We start from the raw sequence: 18444 nt of genomic DNA, 5'->3' as shown, positions 1-18444 counted from the left end.
TGGAATTGCCGCAGGGGGTTTTCCGTCGTGGATGTGGCCATGGCAGGAGCAAGGGGCCAGCCCCGCCGCCATTGGCGCTCGAACCAATGGCGCACCAATGGCGGCTCCCCGGGATTTTTTTGGACAGATGAAGGGGCGGATCAGACCGGGATCACGGCCAGTGCGATGCGGCGGCCTTCGGCGAGCAGGACATTATAGGTTCGGCACGCGGCAGGAGAGTTCATGATTTCCACGCCGATTCCTGCACCTTCCAACGAGTCGCGCAGGTCTTTCGGGATATGTGTCAGCTCGGCACCGGTTCCGATCAGTGCAACGTCAATATGTTCGGACAGCTCCAGCAGTGGCGCAGGGTCCGCAAATCCGCCCCACCCTGTGGTGCCAGCCGGACTGGTCAGGGTTGCCCCTTCATGCACATGGCCACCGATACGGAAAAAGCCCGGGCCGTACCCATCGACCGGGGTCGCGTTGTTGTAGGTGATCTCATTCAGGCGCATGGATGCTTTCTAGCCCCAAACTGGCAGGCCGAACAAGGCAGCAAGTGCGATCACTGCATAGGCCATTCCTCGATAGAGCCGCTCTTGATCCGGGTTAAACAGCCGACCGCCCAACCCGTTACCCAACAGGTTCGGAAGAGCCAGGAACAGACCAACCCCGACGGTCTCGGCTGTGACGCGGGACATTCCTGTGAGGTATCCGAGCAAAAGGAAGTCGAAACCGAACAGGAACAGAAGGATTGTCGCCCGGATCACCTCGACCGGCAGTGGGCGGGACATGTAGAACAGGATTACTGCAGGCCCCGGCAGTCCGGCAACGCCGCCCAAAAACCCCGCGGCGCCACCGATGGCCCAGACCATCGCGCGCCGGACGTGACCCTGATAGCGAAGCCCGAGGACCAGGATCGCCAACATAAGCAGAGCCAGAATGCTGACGGCATAGCGGAACACGTCTGGCGCAACCTGCGTCAACAGCCACAGGCCTGCGGGCAGAACCGCTGCGCAGCCGATCAGCAGTCGCACCAGGTCGCGCTTATCTACGGCACCCCACGCGCGACGCAGGTTCGGGATCGGGCCCAAGATGTCCATGATCGTCAGCGCGATCAATGCTCCGAACGGACCAAGATGAGGTGTGGCAAGGGGCAGAAAGACAAGTGCGGTGCCAAATCCGGAGAAGCCGCGCACTACCCCGCCGAGAAACGCTGCAAAAATGATAGTGGCCAGCCCCGCAGGGGACTGGCCGAGAATATCAGGCATCTATGTTTGCGAACTGGTTGCCCGCTGTATTCGACGGTTTCGACCAATCACGCTTGACCCCCAGCCACAGCAGGATGGTCGAGGCGACAAAGACCGATGAATAGGTCCCCACGATTACGCCCCAGATCATCGCAAAGACAAAGCCCCGGATCACGTCGCCGCCCAGCACATAAAGCGAGATCAGCGCCAACAGCGTAGTGACCGAGGTCATAACCGTCCGGCTGAGCGTTTCGTTGATCGAGATGTTCAGAACCTCTTTGAGGTCTTTTTTCTTGTACTTGCGCAGGTTCTCGCGAACACGGTCAAAGACAACCACTGTGTCGTTCAGCGAATAGCCCACGATGGTCAGCAGGGCCGCGATGATCGCCAGATCAAATCGGATCTGCAGTTCCGAGAAGATGCCGATGGTCAGGATCACGTCATGCACCAACGCAGCCACTGCCCCCAACGCAAACTGCCATTCGAACCGCAGCCAGATGTAGACCAGCACCGCTCCGATCGCGAGCATGACCGCGATGACTGCAGTCTGGATCAACTCGCCCGATACTTTGGGGCCGACGGATTCGACGGAAACGAACTCGATATCAGGCACAACCGACTGCAGCGCCTCTTCGACCGCAGTCACCGTAGCAGCAGAAACGGCCTCGGCATCTGCCTGCGCCTGGATACGAATCATCGCGACGTTTTCGTCTTCACCAAAAGTCGGATCGAAAATCTGCGTGATTGTCACATCGCCCAATTCCAGCGGTGCGATGGCATCGCGGTAGGCACCCACATCGATCTCTTGTGCGCTTTGGGTCCGGATCGTGGTCCCGCCGCGGAAGTCGATGCCGAAGTTCAGCCCCTGCAACAGGAAAGATGTAAAGGCGATCACCATCATCAGGCCCGAGATACCCAGCCAGATCTTCCAGCGGCTGAAGAAATCGAACGAGGTGTTTTGCGGTACGAGTTTCAGTCTCATGTCAAACCTCGATCATTTTCGGACGACGGCGTTCGAACCAGATGACGATCATCAGGCGGGTCACGAAGATCGCCGTGAAGACCGAAGTCAGAATACCAAGACCCAGAGTAATCGCGAATCCGCGCACCGGCCCGCTGCCCATGGCAAACAGGATTACGGCGGTGATGAACGTCGTCACGTTCGCGTCCAGAATGGCTGACAGCGCCTTTTCATATCCAAGTTCGATCGCCCTCGCAGGACCTTTGGCGGATTTCAGTTCCTCGCGGATACGCTCAAAGATCAGAACGTTGGCGTCCACGGCCATACCCACCGTCAGAACGATACCGGCAATGCCCGGCAAGGTCAGAGTTGCCCCAATCAGGGACAGCAGGCCAAACAGCAGACCCACGTTGATGATCAGCGCAATGTTCGCGAACAGGCCGAACAAGCCATAGCTGAGCGCCATGAAGGCCAGCACAGCGACAAAGGCCACGATGGTGGCCACCTTGCCGGCATCGATACTGTCCTGCCCCAGTTCCGGGCCGATTGTGCGTTCTTCGAGGAATTCCAACCCTGCGGGCAAAGCGCCTGCACGCAGCAGAACAGCCAGATTGGTGCTTTCCTCTACGGTAAAGTTACCGGTGATGATGCCGGAACCACCGGGGATATGGCTTTGGATCACGGGGGCCGAAATCACCTCGTCATCCAGAATGATGGCGAAGGGCTCGCCGATGTGTTCCAGCGTATAGTCGCCAAACTTTCGCGCGCCCGAGGTGTTGAACCGGAAGCTGACCGCAGGGCGGCCGTTCTGATCGAAGGACGGCTGTGCGTCGACCAATTCCTCGCCGGTGACAACAGGCGCGGAATCGATTGTGTAATAGAAACCTTCTTCGTCGATCGAAGGCACAATCTTTTCACCGGGTCGCGGTACGGCATCCGGATCGGTTCCGCGCCCGATAACCGGGTTAAACGTCAACTGAGCGGTTGTGCCGATAATTTCCTTCAACTCTCCGGCGCTGCCGATGCCAGGCACCTGAATCAGGATACGATCCGCGCCCTGCCGTTGTATGGTGGGCTCGCGCGTGCCGACCTCATCGATACGACGGCGGATGATCTCCAACGCCTGACGCACGGTGCGGTCGTTCGAGGCGAGTTTCTCTGCCTCAGACAGTTGCACAACAATTGTGTCAACACCATCGGCGCGTGCTTCGATATCTGTCGCGCCAGCGCCGGTCAGGGTCTGGATCTGACGAGCCAGTCCGCGCACAACCTCCAGCGCGCGGGGCATTCCATCGGGCTGGCTGATGCGGACGCGAATCTCATCCGGTGCAGATTGTTGTTTGCGGATCGTGCCCACGGTTGCGCGCTCATCGCGCAGGGCGTCACGGATTTCGGGCCACATCGCCTCCATCCGGGATTCGTAGACATCTTCGACCTTAACTTCGGCCAACAGATGCGCACCCCCACGAAGATCAAGTCCCAGATTGACCAGAGACGATGGCATCCAGTTTGGCCATTGCGCCGCCTCGGCCTGCATCTCGGGCGTGTCGATGCCAAGCTCGATGGCGGCCTTGGCGTCGTTCGATTGCTCGACCCGAGTATAAAACGCATTCGGCAGGGCAAGGATCAGGCCGATCACACAGACCGACCAGATCAGAACCCGCTTCCAGGTATCAATTTGCAGCATTACCCTGCCTTTTCAAGGAATTGTCGCGCGAAGTTACTTCGCCGGCTCGGTCTTGTTCAGCACCTGTGCGATGGTCGATTTGACCACGCGAACCTTGACACCATCGGCGAGCTCGACCTCGATCTCGTTCTCGCCTTCCTTGACCTTTGCCACCTTGCCGATCAGCCCGCCTTGCGTGACGACCTGATCGCCGCGACGGACGGCCTCGACCATGGCCTGATGCTCTTTCATCTTCTTCTGCTGCGGACGGATCAGCAGAAAATACATGATGCCGAAGATCAGGATCAGCGGGAGAAACTGGGCGATTGCGCCACCTTCCATGGGATATTCCTTTGTTCAGATGATGCGGAGCGCTCTCCGCAAATTTGGCGGGAACCTATGCTGTGGACCCGCCGTTTGCAAGCAATGGCCGCATCAAGTCTGGCCATGTGATGGCAATATCGGACCATGTTGTTTCCCAGCGTTGCAGATATGCCCTAGGAACATGCGCCCAACAGGATATAGTCAAGGTATCGGAGGGGACATGGCGACAATCTTCAAACCCTTGCAAATGCTGGCGCATTTTCTGTTTGCCGCCGCCATTGTGTTGCTGTTGTCCACTTCTCTTCAGGCGCAGGATGCCCCCGCAGACGAGCCCGAGAATGAGGAGGCGCAATCCGACATTTTCAAAGCGCCTGTCATCATTGACGGGGATATTCTGTTCCGGCTTAGGGGGTCCAGCGCCCTGCCCGCGCCTGAACGCGCGGAACGCGTCCAAAACGTGATCATCGAAATCGCCGAAGCCTCAGAGTCCTCTGAGGTTGAGATAACGTTCGAAGAATCCGAATTTGGCACCCGAATCCTTGCCGACGGCCAGTTCGTTTCCATCGTGACCGAGGCTGATTCTGAGCTGGATCAGATGGAAGTCAGCGTTCTCAGCGTGTTGCACGGCGATGCGATACGCGAGGCCATCCTGTCCTATCGCGCCAATCGCACGGATGAGGCGATTGTCTCGGGCGCTATTGAAGCGGCGGCCTGGACCGTGGGGTTCATCGTGTTTGTCCTTTTGATCCTTTGGCTGCACCGCAGGATCAGGCGTCGAACACTGCGTTTTGTCCAGCGTTACCTCAAGGGCATGGAAACCGCGACTGCAAAGCACGTGCAGGCCGAAGCGATGGCGGCCCTGATACGATACGGTCTGAATTTCGTTCTGCTCGTCCTCTTCTTTCTGGGTTTTTACTACTACCTGTCTTTCGTCCTGCTCGCCTTTGCCGAAACACGGTATTTCGCACAGTTGCTTCTGACCTATCTGACCGAGCCGGTTCTGCTGATCTTCAAGGGCATCATCAGCTATTTCCCCAACTTGATTATGCTGGCGCTGATCACCTGGGTAACATTGTATGTTATCAAAGGGATGCGTGTCTTTTTTGAAGCGGTCGAGGCCGGCACATTCGAACTGGGTGATTTTGAAAAGCACTGGGTCAGTCCGACCTTCAACATCGCCCGTGTCGTCGTCATTCTGATCGCGCTGGTCTTTGCGGTTCCATATATTCCGGGCTCGGATTCAGCCGCGTTTCAGGGGCTGACCATTCTTGTTGGCGCAATGTTGTCGTTGGGCGCGAATTCGGTCGTCTCAAACATGCTGGCTGGTCTTTTTGTGATCTACCGCCGCTCGACCTCGATCGGGGATCGTATCCAGATCGGGGATCACATCGGCGACGTTGTGCAGATCAAACTGATGGAGACCCATCTGAAGTCGATCAAGAACGAGCTGATATCGATCCCAAATGCACAGTTGATGAACTCGGACGTGGTCAATTTCTCGAAGAAAACCGACGGCAGCGGGCTATTGCTGCACACGACGGTTGGTATCGGCTATGAAGAGCCCCCAGAAAAGGTCGAGGCGATGCTGATCGAAGCCGCGAACCGGACCAAGGGCATCAAAGCCAAGCCCGAGCCATTCGTTCTTTGGACCGCGTTGGCGGACTATGCGATCAACTATCAGATCAACGGCTACACAACGCGTGGCAGCATCATTCCAAAGATCAGATCGGACCTGCATCGAAACATTGTGGCTGTGTTCAACGAGAACAACGTTCAGATCATGACGCCTTCCTATATTGCTGACCCGGCCGAGCCAAAAATCCCGGCCGAGGAATGGGATGGCCATCTGGCGCATGAATCGCATGAGGACGCGGATAAGTCGTAACCAGCGCTACACCCCGCCCAACAGATGGTGCATAAGCAGCTTTAGTGATTCACGCATTAAGGATCTGAACCATGCACGACATCCGCGCCATTCGCGAAAACCCAGCCGCCTTCGACGCCGCCCTTGCGCGCCGCGGGGACGCGCCGGTGTCGTCAGACCTGCTGCGACTTGATGAAAGCCGTCGGGCCAAGATTCTGGCGGCTGAAACCGCGCAAGCCGAACAGAACAAAGCCAGCAAAGAGGTTGGCGCCGCCAAAGGTCGCGGTGACGAAGCTGAATTTGAACGCCTGCGTGCTTTGGTGGCCGAGAAAAAGGCCGAAATTGCCCGGATGCAGACCGAGGCCAAGGATTTGGACGCGCTTCTGACCGATCAGTTGGCCCGCATCGCCAACCTGCCTGCAGACGACGTGCCGGAGGGCGCTGACGAGGACGACAATGTCGAGATCAACCGCTGGGGCGCACCTCGCAACTTCTCGTTTGCTCCCAAGGAACACTACGAAATCCCCGCTGTTGCTGCAGCGATGGATTTTGAAACGGCGGCCAAAACCAGCGGCAGCCGCTTTGTGAACCTGTCCAAAGGTGTCGCCCGCATCCATCGCGCGCTGGCACAGTTCATGCTGGACACGCATATCGACAAGAACGGCCTGACCGAGATGCAGACCCCCGTTCTGGTCCGGGATGAGGCGATGTACGGCACCGACAAGCTGCCGAAATTCGGCGAAGACAGCTATCAGACCACAAATGGCTGGTGGCTGATCCCGACATCCGAGGTCACGCTGACCTATTCGGTCTCGGGCGACATTCTGGACGAGGCCGCCCTGCCCATCCGTATGACGGCCCATACTGTCTGTTTCCGGTCCGAAGCTGGTAGCGCAGGCAAAGATACTGCGGGCATGTTGCGCCAACACCAGTTCGAAAAGGTCGAAATGGTCTCGGTCACGCATCCCGACACGTCGGATGAGGAACAAAAGCGCATGTTACGCTGTGCCGAAGACCTGTTGGAGCAGATGGGCATCCCCTATCGCACCGTTGTTCTGTGCACCGGCGACATGGGTTTTGGCGCGCGCCGCACCTATGACATCGAGGCATGGCTGCCCGGTCAGGACACTTATCGTGAGATCAGCTCGGTCTCGACAACAGGTGATTTCCAGGCCCGGCGCATGAATGCCCGGTTCCGCCCCGATGCTGGTGGAAAGCCCGAATATGTGCACACGTTGAACGGATCGGGCCTTGCAGTCGGACGCTGTCTGATTGCGGTGCTGGAAAACGGACAGAACGAAGACGGCACCGTCACCCTGCCCGAGGTTCTATCGCCCTATCTGGGCGGTAAGCTGACTTTGCAACTGGACGGTACGCTGGCCTGACAAATCGAAACAGGTTTTGACCGGACAAGGCGAAGAAGACTACTTCTTCGCCTTTTTCTTATCCTTCTTGCCTTTGGATTTCTTCGACTTCTTGTCCGACTTTTTCTTGTCGTCCTTTTTCGATTTCTTACCCTTCTTGGACTTTTCCTTGACCTTGTCCTTGGCGTTTTTGATGGCTGCCTCCATCTCGGACTTCTTCCGGGCCGCTTTCTCGGCCTTGGCTTTGGCCTTTGCCTTTTTCTTGGCCTTAGCTTCAGCCTCGGCCTTTTCCGCAGCCACCTTGCGTTCCGCTTCGGCCTTTTTGGCCGAAGCGCTTTGGCGCGCTGTCTTGCGGGCCGACGCCTTGGCCGCAGGCTTGGCGGAGGTTATTTTTTTTGCGGCGGCAATCAGAACCGGCGCGCGTGCGACACCGATGCGCGGGACTTTGACCAATTCCCCGGGTTTTGCTTTGGCCAGATCTTCGGCGGATTTGATACCCTGCGCGCTCAGCGCCTGTGCCAGCGCCGGTCCAACGCCACGCACCTCGGTAACTGCGGTCATTTCAGGTCCTTTCGTTGTCTCGTGACCCGTTGATTTGGTCACGACGGGTTTCGTCCTACCAGCGCGCTCTTTCATTCGATGATGTTAGGGCATCAGCCACTATGTGCAAATTGCCGATCCGACCTTTTCGGCGGGAACGGAACCAGCCGGTTCGCCTCTTCATCCCAGAGTTTCAGATTCAATGCCGCGACCGCCTCGGGGAATTTGATCCGTCGCGGTGTGTATTCGGGTGGCAGGTTATAGTGGCAGGCGCGCAGACGATAGGACGGGATACGTGCATTGAAATGGTGAATGTCATGCAGCGTTATGCAGGCCACGGCGTTGTCGAACCACCAACCGAAATCCAAAGCCGACGATCCCTGCAGCGCCGCCAGCTGAGGGTCAAGATCAGGACGACGATCCCAATAGGTGTCTTCAAAATTGTGCTGAAGATAGACAAGAAACACCCCCAACATCCCGCCCAGTAACGAAAATACCAGCCAGACCAGAATGCCGGTCATACCGGCGATCAGGTACAAAAGGCTAAGGAATATGATGATCGAGACGTTGTGAAGTAGCACACCCTTAACGCCAAAACGCGCGGTGTTCTTGGGCCAGCGATAGCGGATGAAATAGGTAAACAACGCGCCCACCGGTACAAGGATGAACGGGTTGCGATACAGGCGATAGTACAAGCGCGATTTCCAGTTGGCCTCGTTCCACTCTCGCAGGGTCATGGTGTGAATTTCACCGGTTTCGCGATGCTCGAGGTTACCGATGCCTGCATGATGCAGGTTGTGGTTCTGCTTCATCACTTCAAACGGCGCAAATGTGAACGGTGACAGCCCATGCCCCGCCCATTCATTCTGCTGGCGCGTTTCGAACAGAGAATGGTGCCCGCAATCATGTTGCAGCACGTATAGACGTACCGCCGAAAAGGCGAACACGATCCCGGCGGGAACCATCACATACCACCGGTCAACATAAACGATCGCCAAGGTCAGCGATGCAAAATACACCGCAAATGTTCCGAAATAGCTGAGTGCAGCCAGCCTGTTGTCCTGCACCGCGTATTGTCTTGTATATTCCCTCAAATCCATCAAGCCCGCTCCCCACGATGGCCCGGTTCAAAGTTGTTTCAAAGCTAAAGCGGTAAATCCGCATGGCAGGGCGTGCGAAAACAAATGCACGCCACTGAATGCTAACGCGGCAAAAAGGGGCTGTCACGCCCCCTGTCCGAAAATGCTGAAAATTAGCGCAGTTACGCCCCGCGCTTGAGATGTTTGGCCAAGGCACCAGCGTTCTTTTTGCGCCGACCCTTGTAGGGGTTCTTATCGCCCTGCCCACGCAGCGTCAGGCGGATGGGGGTTCCGGGCATGTCGAAATCTTCGCGCAGGCCGTTGACCAGATAGCGCGAGTAACTGTCGGGCATCTTGTCGGGATGCGAGCACATTACGACAAAACCCGGCGGACGGGTCTTGGCCTGCGTCATGTAGCGCAGTTTGATCCGGCGGCCTTGTGGGGCTGGCGGGGGGTGCTGTTCCAGCATGGCCGTCAGCCAGCGATTCAGCGCTGCGGTCGGCACGCGGCGGTTCCACACGTCATGCGCCCGCAGGATGGCTGCGCGCAGACGTTCCAGACCGCGACCGGTCTTGGCCGAGACGGTGATCAGCGGCGCGCCACGTAGTTGTGGCAACAGACGCTCGAATGACTCTTTCAGTTCGCGCAGCTTTTCCTGCTTGTCCTCTTCGATGTCCCATTTGTTCACCGCGACGACAACAGCGCGCCCTTCACGCTCGGCCAGATCAGCGATGCGCAGGTCTTGCTGTTCAAAGGGTATCGCAGCATCCAGCAGAACAACGACCACTTCGGCAAATTTCACCGCACGCAGACCGTCGGAAACCGAGAGCTTTTCCAGCTTTTCCTGCACCTTTGCCTTTTTTCGCATCCCGGCGGTGTCAAAGATACGCATTGGCGTGCTATCGCCATCCGGTGCAGCCCAATCCACCCGCAAGCTGATCGCATCACGCGTGATTCCCGCCTCGGGGCCGGTCAGCAGGCGATCTTCGCCCATGATCTTGTTGATGAGCGTCGACTTACCGGCATTCGGGCGGCCAACGACGGCCACCTGCAAAGGCTTGGCGTCCGAGATCAGAGGCGCTTCGCCCTCACCATCCTCATCCAGTTCAATGTCGGTCTCGGGTGCTGTGTCATCCTGTTGCTCTTCAGCGGCATCGGCCAATGGCATCAGTTGCGCATAAAGGTCCGTCATCCCCTCGCCATGTTCGCCGGACAAACGTACCGGCTCACCCAGCCCGAGGTTATAGGCCTCTAGCACACCCGCATCGGCGGCGTTGCCCTCGGCCTTGTTGGCGGCGAGGATCACATGCTTCGAGCGTTTTCGCAGAATCTCGGCAAACAGTTCGTCGGTCGGGGTCAGGCCCACGCGTGCGTCGATCATGAACAGACAGACATCGGCCATATCCACCGCACGCTCGGTCAGGCGGCGCATCCGGCCCTGCAAACTGTCGTCAGTCGCGTCCTCAAGCCCCGCAGTGTCGATCACGGTAAAGCGCAAATCACCCAGACGCCCTTCGCCCTCGCGCAGGTCGCGTGTCACGCCGGGCTGATCGTCGACCAAGGCCAGACGCTTGCCGACAAGGCGGTTGAACAGAGTGGATTTGCCCACATTCGGGCGCCCCACGATGGCGAGGGTCAGCGACATGATACCAATCTTTCAAGACTCAGACGCGCCCTTTAGCGCATCTTTTCGTCAACGGAAAGCGTGCAGTTCGCCCTTGGTCGAAACGACGTACAATGTCTGACCGGCCACGACCGGTGCGGTTGTCGCCCCACCCGGCACTTCGACCTGATGAGCCAACGATCCGTCAACCGGATTAAAGAACCGCAAGAACCCGTCGTTCGAGGCCACAACAACGCGGCTACCCGCTACAATCGGACCGTAATGAGCAAAAATCGGACCCCGGCGACCGGGGCGATCTTTGACAAAGCCCGGTAAGTCCTGTGCCCAGACGATTGATCCATCTGCCGCGTCCAGCCGCACCAGCTGGCTGCGGTCACTGATCAGGAAAATGCTGTTGCCGGCAGGCCAGACCGTGTCCACGGCCCCTTCGGGTGCGGTCCATTTGCGCTCGCCATTGGTGGCGTCAAAGGCGACTGTGCGGCCCGAGTGGTTGCCGATATAGATCGTGCTGCCCGACACCATCGGCCCGCCCGTGACATCCACGATACGCGCGGCCGCCCGGCCACGACGGCCACCCGCAACAGATGCGTTCCAGCGCCGGATGCCGCCCTTACGGAAGGTCGCAGCAATATCGCCGGATCCGAATGCAAAAATCACCAGGTCTGACGTCACCACTGGTGCGGGCGCACCCAGAACATTGCCCACGCTGGGCGTGCCCTGAATCTGCCAGGCGATACGTCCATCCTTGGTATTCACCGCCCAACCGGTTTCATCACCTGCCACCAGATACAGCAACCCGTCGCTGACCAAAGGCGCGCCGCTGCCGGTCGCGTTCAAACGCTTTTGCCAGCGTTGCGCACCGGTTTTCGCGTCCAGAGCGGTCAGGCGTCCGAACCCGGACGAGACATACAGAACGCCGTTCGCATAAGCGATACCGCCGCCAGTCGCGTCCTGTTCCTTTTCGGTGGCGGGAATGACATTGGTGCTCCACGCAACCTGCCCTTGCGGCGTCACGGCGGACACCGTCGCGCCCGCATCCAGCGTATAGATCAACCCTCCGGCGACGACGGGATCGGCTGTGATCCGCTGCTTGCGCGCGTCACCGGCCCCGATCGAAGTCGACCAGATCCGCTGCGGCGCTGCCCTCAGCGCCGCATTTGTGGTCCGAAAGGCCGGAGTTCCAGGGCTTTGCGGCCAGCTTGCATTGGCACTTTGCGATGGCAGGCTGATGGGTTTCGATCCGCGCAGCTCAACCGTTTCGTTGTCGATGGCGGGGCGGATATCCTCTCGCTCGCCGGGCAGAACCACCTCGGGCTCTTCACAGGCGCTGAGCGTCATCGCGGCAACCACCGAGGCCACCAGTCCAAACCGTGAAAAATGTCTTGTTACCATATTCTGTTGAACTCGCCTGGTTTGCCTTGGGTCCGCCACGTATCAGCCTTGCTGCGCCACAAGCGGCTCGGGTTGACCACCCAGCGCTATGATCAACTGGGCAGCACGCTGTTGCAGGTCAAAGCTGGCTTCTGCGTCCTGACGCAGAGCTTGCAGACGATCAATCGCGGCTTGCATTTCACCCTCGGTCACGTCGATCAGAGCCAGTTGTTCTTCGGCCAGCAACCGCAAAGGCGCACCCGGAGCGGCCAGGGCTTCAAACTGCTGACGACGGTCCGCTGCGGGCAGTGTCTCGGTCTGTAGCAGCAGCGCCTTGAAACTGGCGATCGCACGGTAGATTTCCGGCAGGTCGCCCTGCAAGGCAATGGCGTTCAGGCTTTCCACCGCCTCTGCTTCGGACCCGGCCTCGACCTGCGACGCTGAAAGCAGCATGTTCAACACAGCTTCGCCACCCGCCGATTGCGTATCCACCCCGGCCAGGATGGCCGCACGTTCCGTCGAATCGTTCTGCTCAAGCGCAGACAGTATTGCATCGCCCAACGCCTCGGCCTGACTGGCGTCGCGTGCTTTGCGATATTCGTTGAACGCGGCACCGCCAACAATAGCGACGACGGCAACGACACCAACCCAGCCCCAACGCCGCAAAAGCAGATACATGCGGTCGCGGCGCACCTCTTCGGTGACCTCATCAATGAAACTGTCGACGTCGCTCATCCTGCCCCCGGGCGTTGTAATCGGCTTTCTGGCGCCATGTCATACCCCGGTGCCACGGCCAAGCCAAGTGTCGGAATTTACACATTTGCCGATATACGCCGACCTCTTGCCTAAAAAGCGATTCCGAACTATTCAGTTCAGTATGGACATATAGGGGTTCCGGCCCCATCTCAAATCGTGTGCGCCCTGATTCAACGAGGCGAAGATATCTGAGAGAGGCTTTCTATGCGCTTGATTTCCCTCATCAATGCGGTTTTGGTCACTGTTGTATTGTATTTTCTGGTTTTCCAGCGCGACGCGTTATTTGCATTTGCAGGTCGTGGAGAGGACAATGCTGAAACCACTGGCGCAGCGACCGATGTCTCAGTTGACGTTACGGAAAACGCCGTTGGCGTGGTCGCCTATCGGTCGATTGCGCGCGAAATTGGCAGCGCCGTTCAATTGCGCGGTCAGACCAAAGCCAACCGTCAGGTCGAAGTCCTGGCCGAAACCACCTCAACCGTCGTGTCAGAGCCCAAACGCAAAGGGGCCTTTGTCGAAGCTGGCGATCTGCTGTGCGAACTTGACCCCGGCACCCGCCCCGCCAATCTGGCCGAAGCGAAGGCGGGTAAGTTGGAAGCCGAAAGCCGCATCCCCGAAGCCGAAGCGCGCATTGAAGAGGCTCATGCTCGCGTTGCCGAAGCGGAAATCAACCTGAAAGCCGCGCGCAAGCTGTCCGAGACCGGGTTCGGCTCGGAAACCCGCCGCATTTCAAGCGAAGCCGCTATGAGCACAGCCGAGGCTGGTGTGAAATCCGCCGAGGCAGGTTTGGAAGCAACTCAGGCCGGGATCGAAGCGGCCTCGGCCGAGGTTGCTGCCGCGCATCGTGAGATGGATCGCCTGACCATCGAAGCACCGTTCAAGGGCCTGCTGGAAAGTGACACCGCAGAATTGGGCAGCCTGATGCAGCCCGGATCGCTGTGCGCGACGGTTATTCAACTGGATCCGATCAAGCTGGTGGGGTTCGTGCCGGAGACCGAAGTGAACCGGATCATCGTGGGCTCAACCGCTTCGGCACAGTTGATCACCGGGCTGGCGGTCGAAGGTCGTGTAACCTTCCTGAGCCGTTCAGCGGATGAAACGACACGAACCTTCGAGGTTGAAATCACGGTCCCGAACCCCGAGCTGCTGATCCGCGATGGTCAAACCGCCAACATTCGCATCGATGCCGAAGGCGTCAAAGCCCATCTGCTGCCGCAATCAGCCCTGACGCTGAACAACGACGGTCAGTTGGGCGTGCGTACCGTCGGCACCGGCAATATTGTTGATTTTGTCCCCGTCCAATTGCTGCGCGACACACCCGATGGTGTGTGGGTTGATGGCCTGCCCGAGACATCGGACGTTATTGTGATCGGGCAGGAATTTGTGACAAGCGGTGTCGCAGTGGCGCCGACCTACAGGGAAGCCTTGAAATGACGGGTATCGTCAGTTGGGCCGCAGGCCGCGCCAGAATGGTTCTGGCGTTTATTGCAATCTCGCTTGTGGTTGGCGGGTTTGCCTATGTCAGTCTGCCCAAAGAAGGTGAGCCGGATATCGACATCCCGATGCTGTTTGTGTCGGTGCAATTCCCCGGCATTTCCGCCGAGGACAGCGAAAGCCTGTTGATCAAGCCTATGGAAACCGAGATGGCCGATCTCGACGGGCTAGATAAGATGACCGCCACCGCCGCCGAGAACTATGCGGGCATTCTGCTCGAATTCGAGTTCGGCTGGGATAAGTCGGCCACCATCGCCGATGTGCGCGACGCGATGAATACAGCCCAGAGCGATTTCCCCGACGGGGCCGAGCAATACACGATTACCGAGGTCAATTTCTCGGAATTCCCCATCGTGATCGTCAACCTGACAGGCGCAGTGCCCGAACGCACAATGGCGCGTGTTGCCAAAGACTTGCAGGATGAACTCGAAGCGCTGGATTCCGTGCTGGAAGCCGGGATTGCCGGGGATCGCGACGAAATGCTGGAGGTCGTGATCGACCCGCTGCGCCTTGAGGCTTACAACGTAACAGCCGATGAACTGATCAGTGTTGTTCAGAACAACAACCAGTTGATCGCCGCGGGCGAAGTTGAAACCGAACAGGGCACGTTCTCGGTGAAGATCCCCTCGTCTTTCAAGACCGCACAGGATGTCTATGCACTGCCCATCAAAGTCAACGGCGACCGTGTTGTCACCTTGGGCGAGTTGGCCCAGATCAACTATACGTTCGAAGATCGCGCAGGCACTGCCCGATTTGACGGAGAGTCGACGGTGGCCCTGCAGGTCGTCAAGCGCAAAGGTTTCAACCTGATCGACACCGTCGCGCAGGTGAAAGCCACCGTTGCCGAGGCGCAATCGAAGTGGCCCGCCGAATTGCAGGCGGCGGTGGATGTCGGCACCTCCAACGACCAAAGCCGCATAGTCGATTCCATGGTGCGACAGCTCGAAGGGTCGGTTCTGACCGCCATCGCGCTGGTGATGATCGTGGTTCTAGCCTCTCTGGGAACACGCGCCGCGCTGCTGGTGGGCTTTGCGATTCCGACGTCGTTCCTGCTGTGTTTTGCCTTCCTTGCGATGATTGGCGTCACGATCTCGAACATGGTGATGTTCGGACTGATTTTGGCCGTGGGTATGCTGGTCGATGGGGCCATCGTGGTGGTGGAATACGCCGACAAGCGCATCAAAGAGGGCGTCGGTCCGATGCACGCCTATGTCGAGGCGGCGCAGCGAATGTTCTGGCCCATCGTTTCATCTACGGCCACTACGCTTTGTGCCTTCCTGCCCATGCTGTTCTGGCCCGGTATCCCCGGCGAGTTCATGAAGATGCTGCCGATCACGCTGATCTTTGTCTTGTCGGCATCTCTCGTTGTTGCGCTGATCTACCTGCCCGTTATGGGCGGTGTGTCCGGTCGGCTGAGCCGGGTTTTTGATCGTATGTCGGATTGGCTGCGTGCGCGCACCCCGTGGTGGGCGCGGGCTGCGATGGTGCCCCCTGTTCTGTACCTGATGTTCCTGGGTGCGATGCAGATGGTGAACCCTAGCTATCTGATGCCTGGATCGTCGATAAGCGGCGTGATCATTGGTGCAATTCTGCTGATGCTGGGGGCCTTTGGCGGGTCAATCACGCTCAGCGCTGCTAAAATCCAGCGTGCACCAGAGGATCACGTTCATACAGCCAAGGAACACACCGCCTTTGGCTATGTGATGAAGTTTCTGGTTGGCAACTCGATCATGCCAGTAGTCTCAATCGCCGTTGTATTTGCGTTGGTCTTCTGGGTCGCGTTCATTTTCTTCCCGCAGAACGCGCGCGGTGTGGAATTCTTTGTCGAAACCGAGCCGGAACAGGCGACGGCCTATGTCCGGGCACGGGGCAACCTGTCGCTGATGGAAAAGGACGCGATGGTGCTGGCCGCCGAGGATGTCATCGCCGCGCACCCGGCAGTGATCAACGTGTTCTCGTTCGCTGGCGAAGGCGGGCTCAACCAGAACACGGGCGGGGCCGAAGCGCCTGCAGACACGGTTGGGCGTGTTCAGTTCGAACTTATTCCTTGGGAAGATCGGCCGATTACTTCAGAGCGGATCACCAATTGGTTCTGGGGGCCGATTGCTGGTCTGCTTGGGTTTGAAAAGGAAGAGATCGCCGCCGAATATGACGGCAACTTTGTACTGGACGAATTGAACGCTGAACTGTCCACGCTGCCCGGGATTATCGTCGAAATTCTGCCGCTGGAACAAGGCCCTGCCTCGGCCAAGCCGGTTCATCTGCGGATCAAGGGCGACAATTGGGACGACCTGACCAGCGCCACCCTCGCCGCGCGTTCGGTGTTTGATCAGACCCCCGGCCTGATCAAGATCGAGGATTCGCTGCCCCTGCCCGGCATCGACTGGCAGATTGACGTCGATGTCGCCAAAGCGGGCCGTTTCGGCGCGGACGTCGCCACCGTGGGCGCAATGGTGCAACTGGTCACGCGTGGTATCCTGTTGGGCGAGATGCGCCCTGACAGCACGGATGAGGAAATCGAAATCCGCGTCCGACTGCCCGATGAAGACCGCGTGTTGTCCACGCTCGATACGCTCAAGGTGCGCACTCCGGACGGGCTCGTGCCTCTGTCGAACTTTGTCACCCGCAAGCCAGTGGCCAAGCTGGCCGAGATCAACCGCGTCGATCAGGAACGGTATTATGATGTTAAGGCGGATGTTGAGGCGGGCCTTAGCAAAGCATTCGTCGAAAACCCGGACGGTACCCAGCAAAGGCTGGCGATCATGCGGGCAGTCACTGAAGATTCCGCGCCGACCGGGGCTGTTTTCGACGACCCCAACGGCGTGAGTTTCGAGCTTGTCCAACTGACCGGTGCCGATAGTGTCGCTGACCTGCGCATCGCGCTGGATGACGGAGACCTCAAGTTCGGGCTGATCAACCCCAACGAACGGATCGCAGTTCTGACCGAATGGTTGAACACCGCTCCTTTCGCCAACGCAATCAGTTGGGAGTGGACCGGCGATCAGGAAGATCAGGAAGAATCTGGCGCCTTCCTGATGAACGCCTTTGCGGGCGCTCTGGGCCTGATGTTCGTGATCCTGCTGGCGCAGTTCAACTCGTTCTATAACTCGGTTCTGGTTCTGCTGGCGGTGGTTCTGTCAACAACCGGCGTACTGCTGGGGATGATCTGGATGGAACAACCATTCTCGATCATCATGACCGGTACCGGCATCGTGGCGCTTGCGGGGATCGTGGTGAACAACAACATTGTTCTGATCGACACCTATCAGGAATACAGCCGCCAGATGCCCCGGATCGAGGCCATCGTCCGCACCGCCGAGGCGCGAATTCGTCCGGTGTTGCTAACGACGCTGACCACAATGGCGGGTCTGACACCCATGATGTTTGGCTTGTCGCTTGATTTCATCAACGGCGGCTATTCCATCGACAGCCCGACCGCGCTCTGGTGGAAACAGCTGGCAACGGCAGTTGTGTTCGGCCTGGGCACGGCGACGGTTCTGACGCTGATCGTAACGCCCTCGTTCCTGGCTTTGCGGGTCTGGGTAACGACCTATGCGATCTGGCTGGCCCGGGTTCTGGCGCGGCTGACCCAAGGCCGATCCAGCCGGATCGCGCAGGATATGCAGATCGGACGCGCTGCGCGTGAGATGCAATCTACCGAGGTTGTCTGGGGCGAAGCGCCTGACGCGATCAAGGACGGGCAAGACGACCGCCCCGACCATCCGCCTACAACGCCGTTGAAGGCCGCCGAGTAGGGATTGGGCTTCGGTTGAGGAAATCCGCCCGACTTGGGCGGGCAGCAAAAAGGGTAAGCCTGTCGGCTTACCCTTTCCTTTTGGCCGATACCTTATTCGGCAAAGACGTATTCACCGAGTTCGCACAGATCCAGGCCGTAATCCTCGACCGTTTCCCCATCGCTGAACGAACCGCGAATATCATAGACGCAGGTGGTCAGCCCGTCCGCGATCAGAACGCCGATTTCATAGTCCGGGGCCAGATAGCCGCCGCTTAGCAGGTTCTCTTCCCAGCTGTCGGACGACGCCGGGGAAACGTTGAACCCGACCAGATCCGCGCTGGTTTCGTTGACGATCAGAAATTCAAGATCCTCGGCAAATGCCGAGGTCGCCATCAATACTGTTGCAGTCAAAGCTGCTACTGCTCGCATCTTCAT

At 58.5% G+C, this 18444-nt stretch carries 15 protein-coding genes; 4 read left to right on the top strand and 11 right to left on the bottom strand.

What is annotated here, in order from left to right:
* Positions 1-140: 140 nt before the first annotated feature.
* From ACR0FG_RS00370 to yajC, 5 genes are read right to left on the bottom strand one after another with little or no spacing between them, the layout of a single operon-like run.
* Positions 141-494 carry an Mth938-like domain-containing protein gene (locus ACR0FG_RS00370; protein WP_170713647.1) on the bottom strand — a complete coding sequence of 118 codons (354 nt, stop codon included), beginning with the start codon at positions 492-494 and terminating at the stop codon, positions 141-143.
* A 9-nt stretch (positions 495-503) separates the two neighbouring features.
* On the bottom strand, positions 504-1250 hold the full coding sequence (locus ACR0FG_RS00365) for a TSUP family transporter (RefSeq protein WP_480889018.1): 747 nt from the start codon (positions 1248-1250) through the stop codon (positions 504-506).
* A complete protein-coding gene (gene secF / locus ACR0FG_RS00360; RefSeq protein ID WP_480889016.1) occupies positions 1243-2211 on the bottom strand; it encodes a protein translocase subunit SecF in 969 nt (322 codons plus the stop codon). Before secF ends, ACR0FG_RS00365 begins: the two co-directional genes overlap by 8 nt.
* Position 2212: 1 nt before the next feature.
* Entirely contained in the window at positions 2213-3877 is a 1665-nt protein-coding gene (gene secD, locus ACR0FG_RS00355) for a protein translocase subunit SecD (RefSeq protein WP_480889014.1), read from the bottom strand.
* 33 nt (positions 3878-3910) lie between these two features.
* Entirely contained in the window at positions 3911-4198 is a 288-nt protein-coding gene (gene yajC, locus ACR0FG_RS00350; protein WP_170713637.1) for a preprotein translocase subunit YajC, read from the bottom strand.
* 202 nt (positions 4199-4400) lie between these two features.
* Here yajC and ACR0FG_RS00345 point away from each other — a divergent pair, with 202 nt between their 5' ends.
* Positions 4401-6065 (top strand): mechanosensitive ion channel family protein, encoded by a 1665-nt coding sequence (locus tag ACR0FG_RS00345; protein ID WP_480889012.1) that lies wholly within the window; start codon positions 4401-4403, stop codon positions 6063-6065.
* A 71-nt stretch (positions 6066-6136) separates the two neighbouring features.
* On the top strand, positions 6137-7429 hold the full coding sequence (gene serS, locus ACR0FG_RS00340) for a serine--tRNA ligase (RefSeq protein ID WP_480889010.1): 1293 nt from the start codon (positions 6137-6139) through the stop codon (positions 7427-7429).
* A gap of 39 nt (positions 7430-7468) precedes the next feature.
* Here serS and ACR0FG_RS00335 read toward each other — a convergent pair whose 3' ends face one another.
* The 5 genes from ACR0FG_RS00335 to ACR0FG_RS00315 all read right to left on the bottom strand — a co-directional run bounded on the left by ACR0FG_RS00335 (position 7469) and on the right by ACR0FG_RS00315 (position 12758).
* Entirely contained in the window at positions 7469-7969 is a 501-nt protein-coding gene (locus tag ACR0FG_RS00335; protein ID WP_480889008.1) for a helix-hairpin-helix domain-containing protein, read from the bottom strand.
* Positions 7970-8061: 92 nt separating this feature from the next.
* The gene (locus ACR0FG_RS00330) at positions 8062-9048 is read right to left on the bottom strand and encodes a fatty acid desaturase (RefSeq protein WP_480889006.1); all 987 of its coding nucleotides are present in this window, start codon (positions 9046-9048) and stop codon (positions 8062-8064) included.
* Between the two features lie 161 nt (positions 9049-9209).
* The gene (der, locus tag ACR0FG_RS00325; RefSeq protein WP_170713629.1) at positions 9210-10673 is read right to left on the bottom strand and encodes a ribosome biogenesis GTPase Der; all 1464 of its coding nucleotides are present in this window, start codon (positions 10671-10673) and stop codon (positions 9210-9212) included.
* Between the two features lie 48 nt (positions 10674-10721).
* Positions 10722-12044, bottom strand: coding sequence for a PQQ-like beta-propeller repeat protein (locus tag ACR0FG_RS00320; RefSeq protein ID WP_480889004.1), 1323 nt, complete (start codon positions 12042-12044; stop codon positions 10722-10724).
* Positions 12045-12086: 42 nt separating this feature from the next.
* Positions 12087-12758, bottom strand: coding sequence for a hypothetical protein (locus tag ACR0FG_RS00315; protein WP_480889002.1), 672 nt, complete (start codon positions 12756-12758; stop codon positions 12087-12089).
* A 225-nt stretch (positions 12759-12983) separates the two neighbouring features.
* Between ACR0FG_RS00315 and ACR0FG_RS00310 the strand changes: the two genes are divergently transcribed.
* Together ACR0FG_RS00310 and ACR0FG_RS00305 are read left to right on the top strand one after the other, a co-directional pair.
* Positions 12984-14213, top strand: a complete 1230-nt coding sequence (locus ACR0FG_RS00310) for an efflux RND transporter periplasmic adaptor subunit (RefSeq protein WP_480889000.1) — start codon at positions 12984-12986, stop codon at positions 14211-14213.
* A complete protein-coding gene (locus ACR0FG_RS00305) occupies positions 14210-18028 on the top strand; it encodes an efflux RND transporter permease subunit (RefSeq protein WP_480888998.1) in 3819 nt (1272 codons plus the stop codon). The genes ACR0FG_RS00310 and ACR0FG_RS00305 overlap by 4 nt, the downstream gene beginning before the upstream one ends.
* 92 nt (positions 18029-18120) lie before the next feature.
* Here the strand turns inward: ACR0FG_RS00305 and ACR0FG_RS00300 are convergent, their stop codons facing one another.
* Positions 18121-18444: a hypothetical protein gene (locus ACR0FG_RS00300; protein WP_170713618.1), complete on the bottom strand. Its 324-nt coding sequence runs from the start codon at positions 18442-18444 to the stop codon at positions 18121-18123.

This window comes from Ruegeria sp. E1 (assembly GCF_056534225.1).
This window is presented reverse-complemented; position numbering and strand designations above follow the sequence as displayed.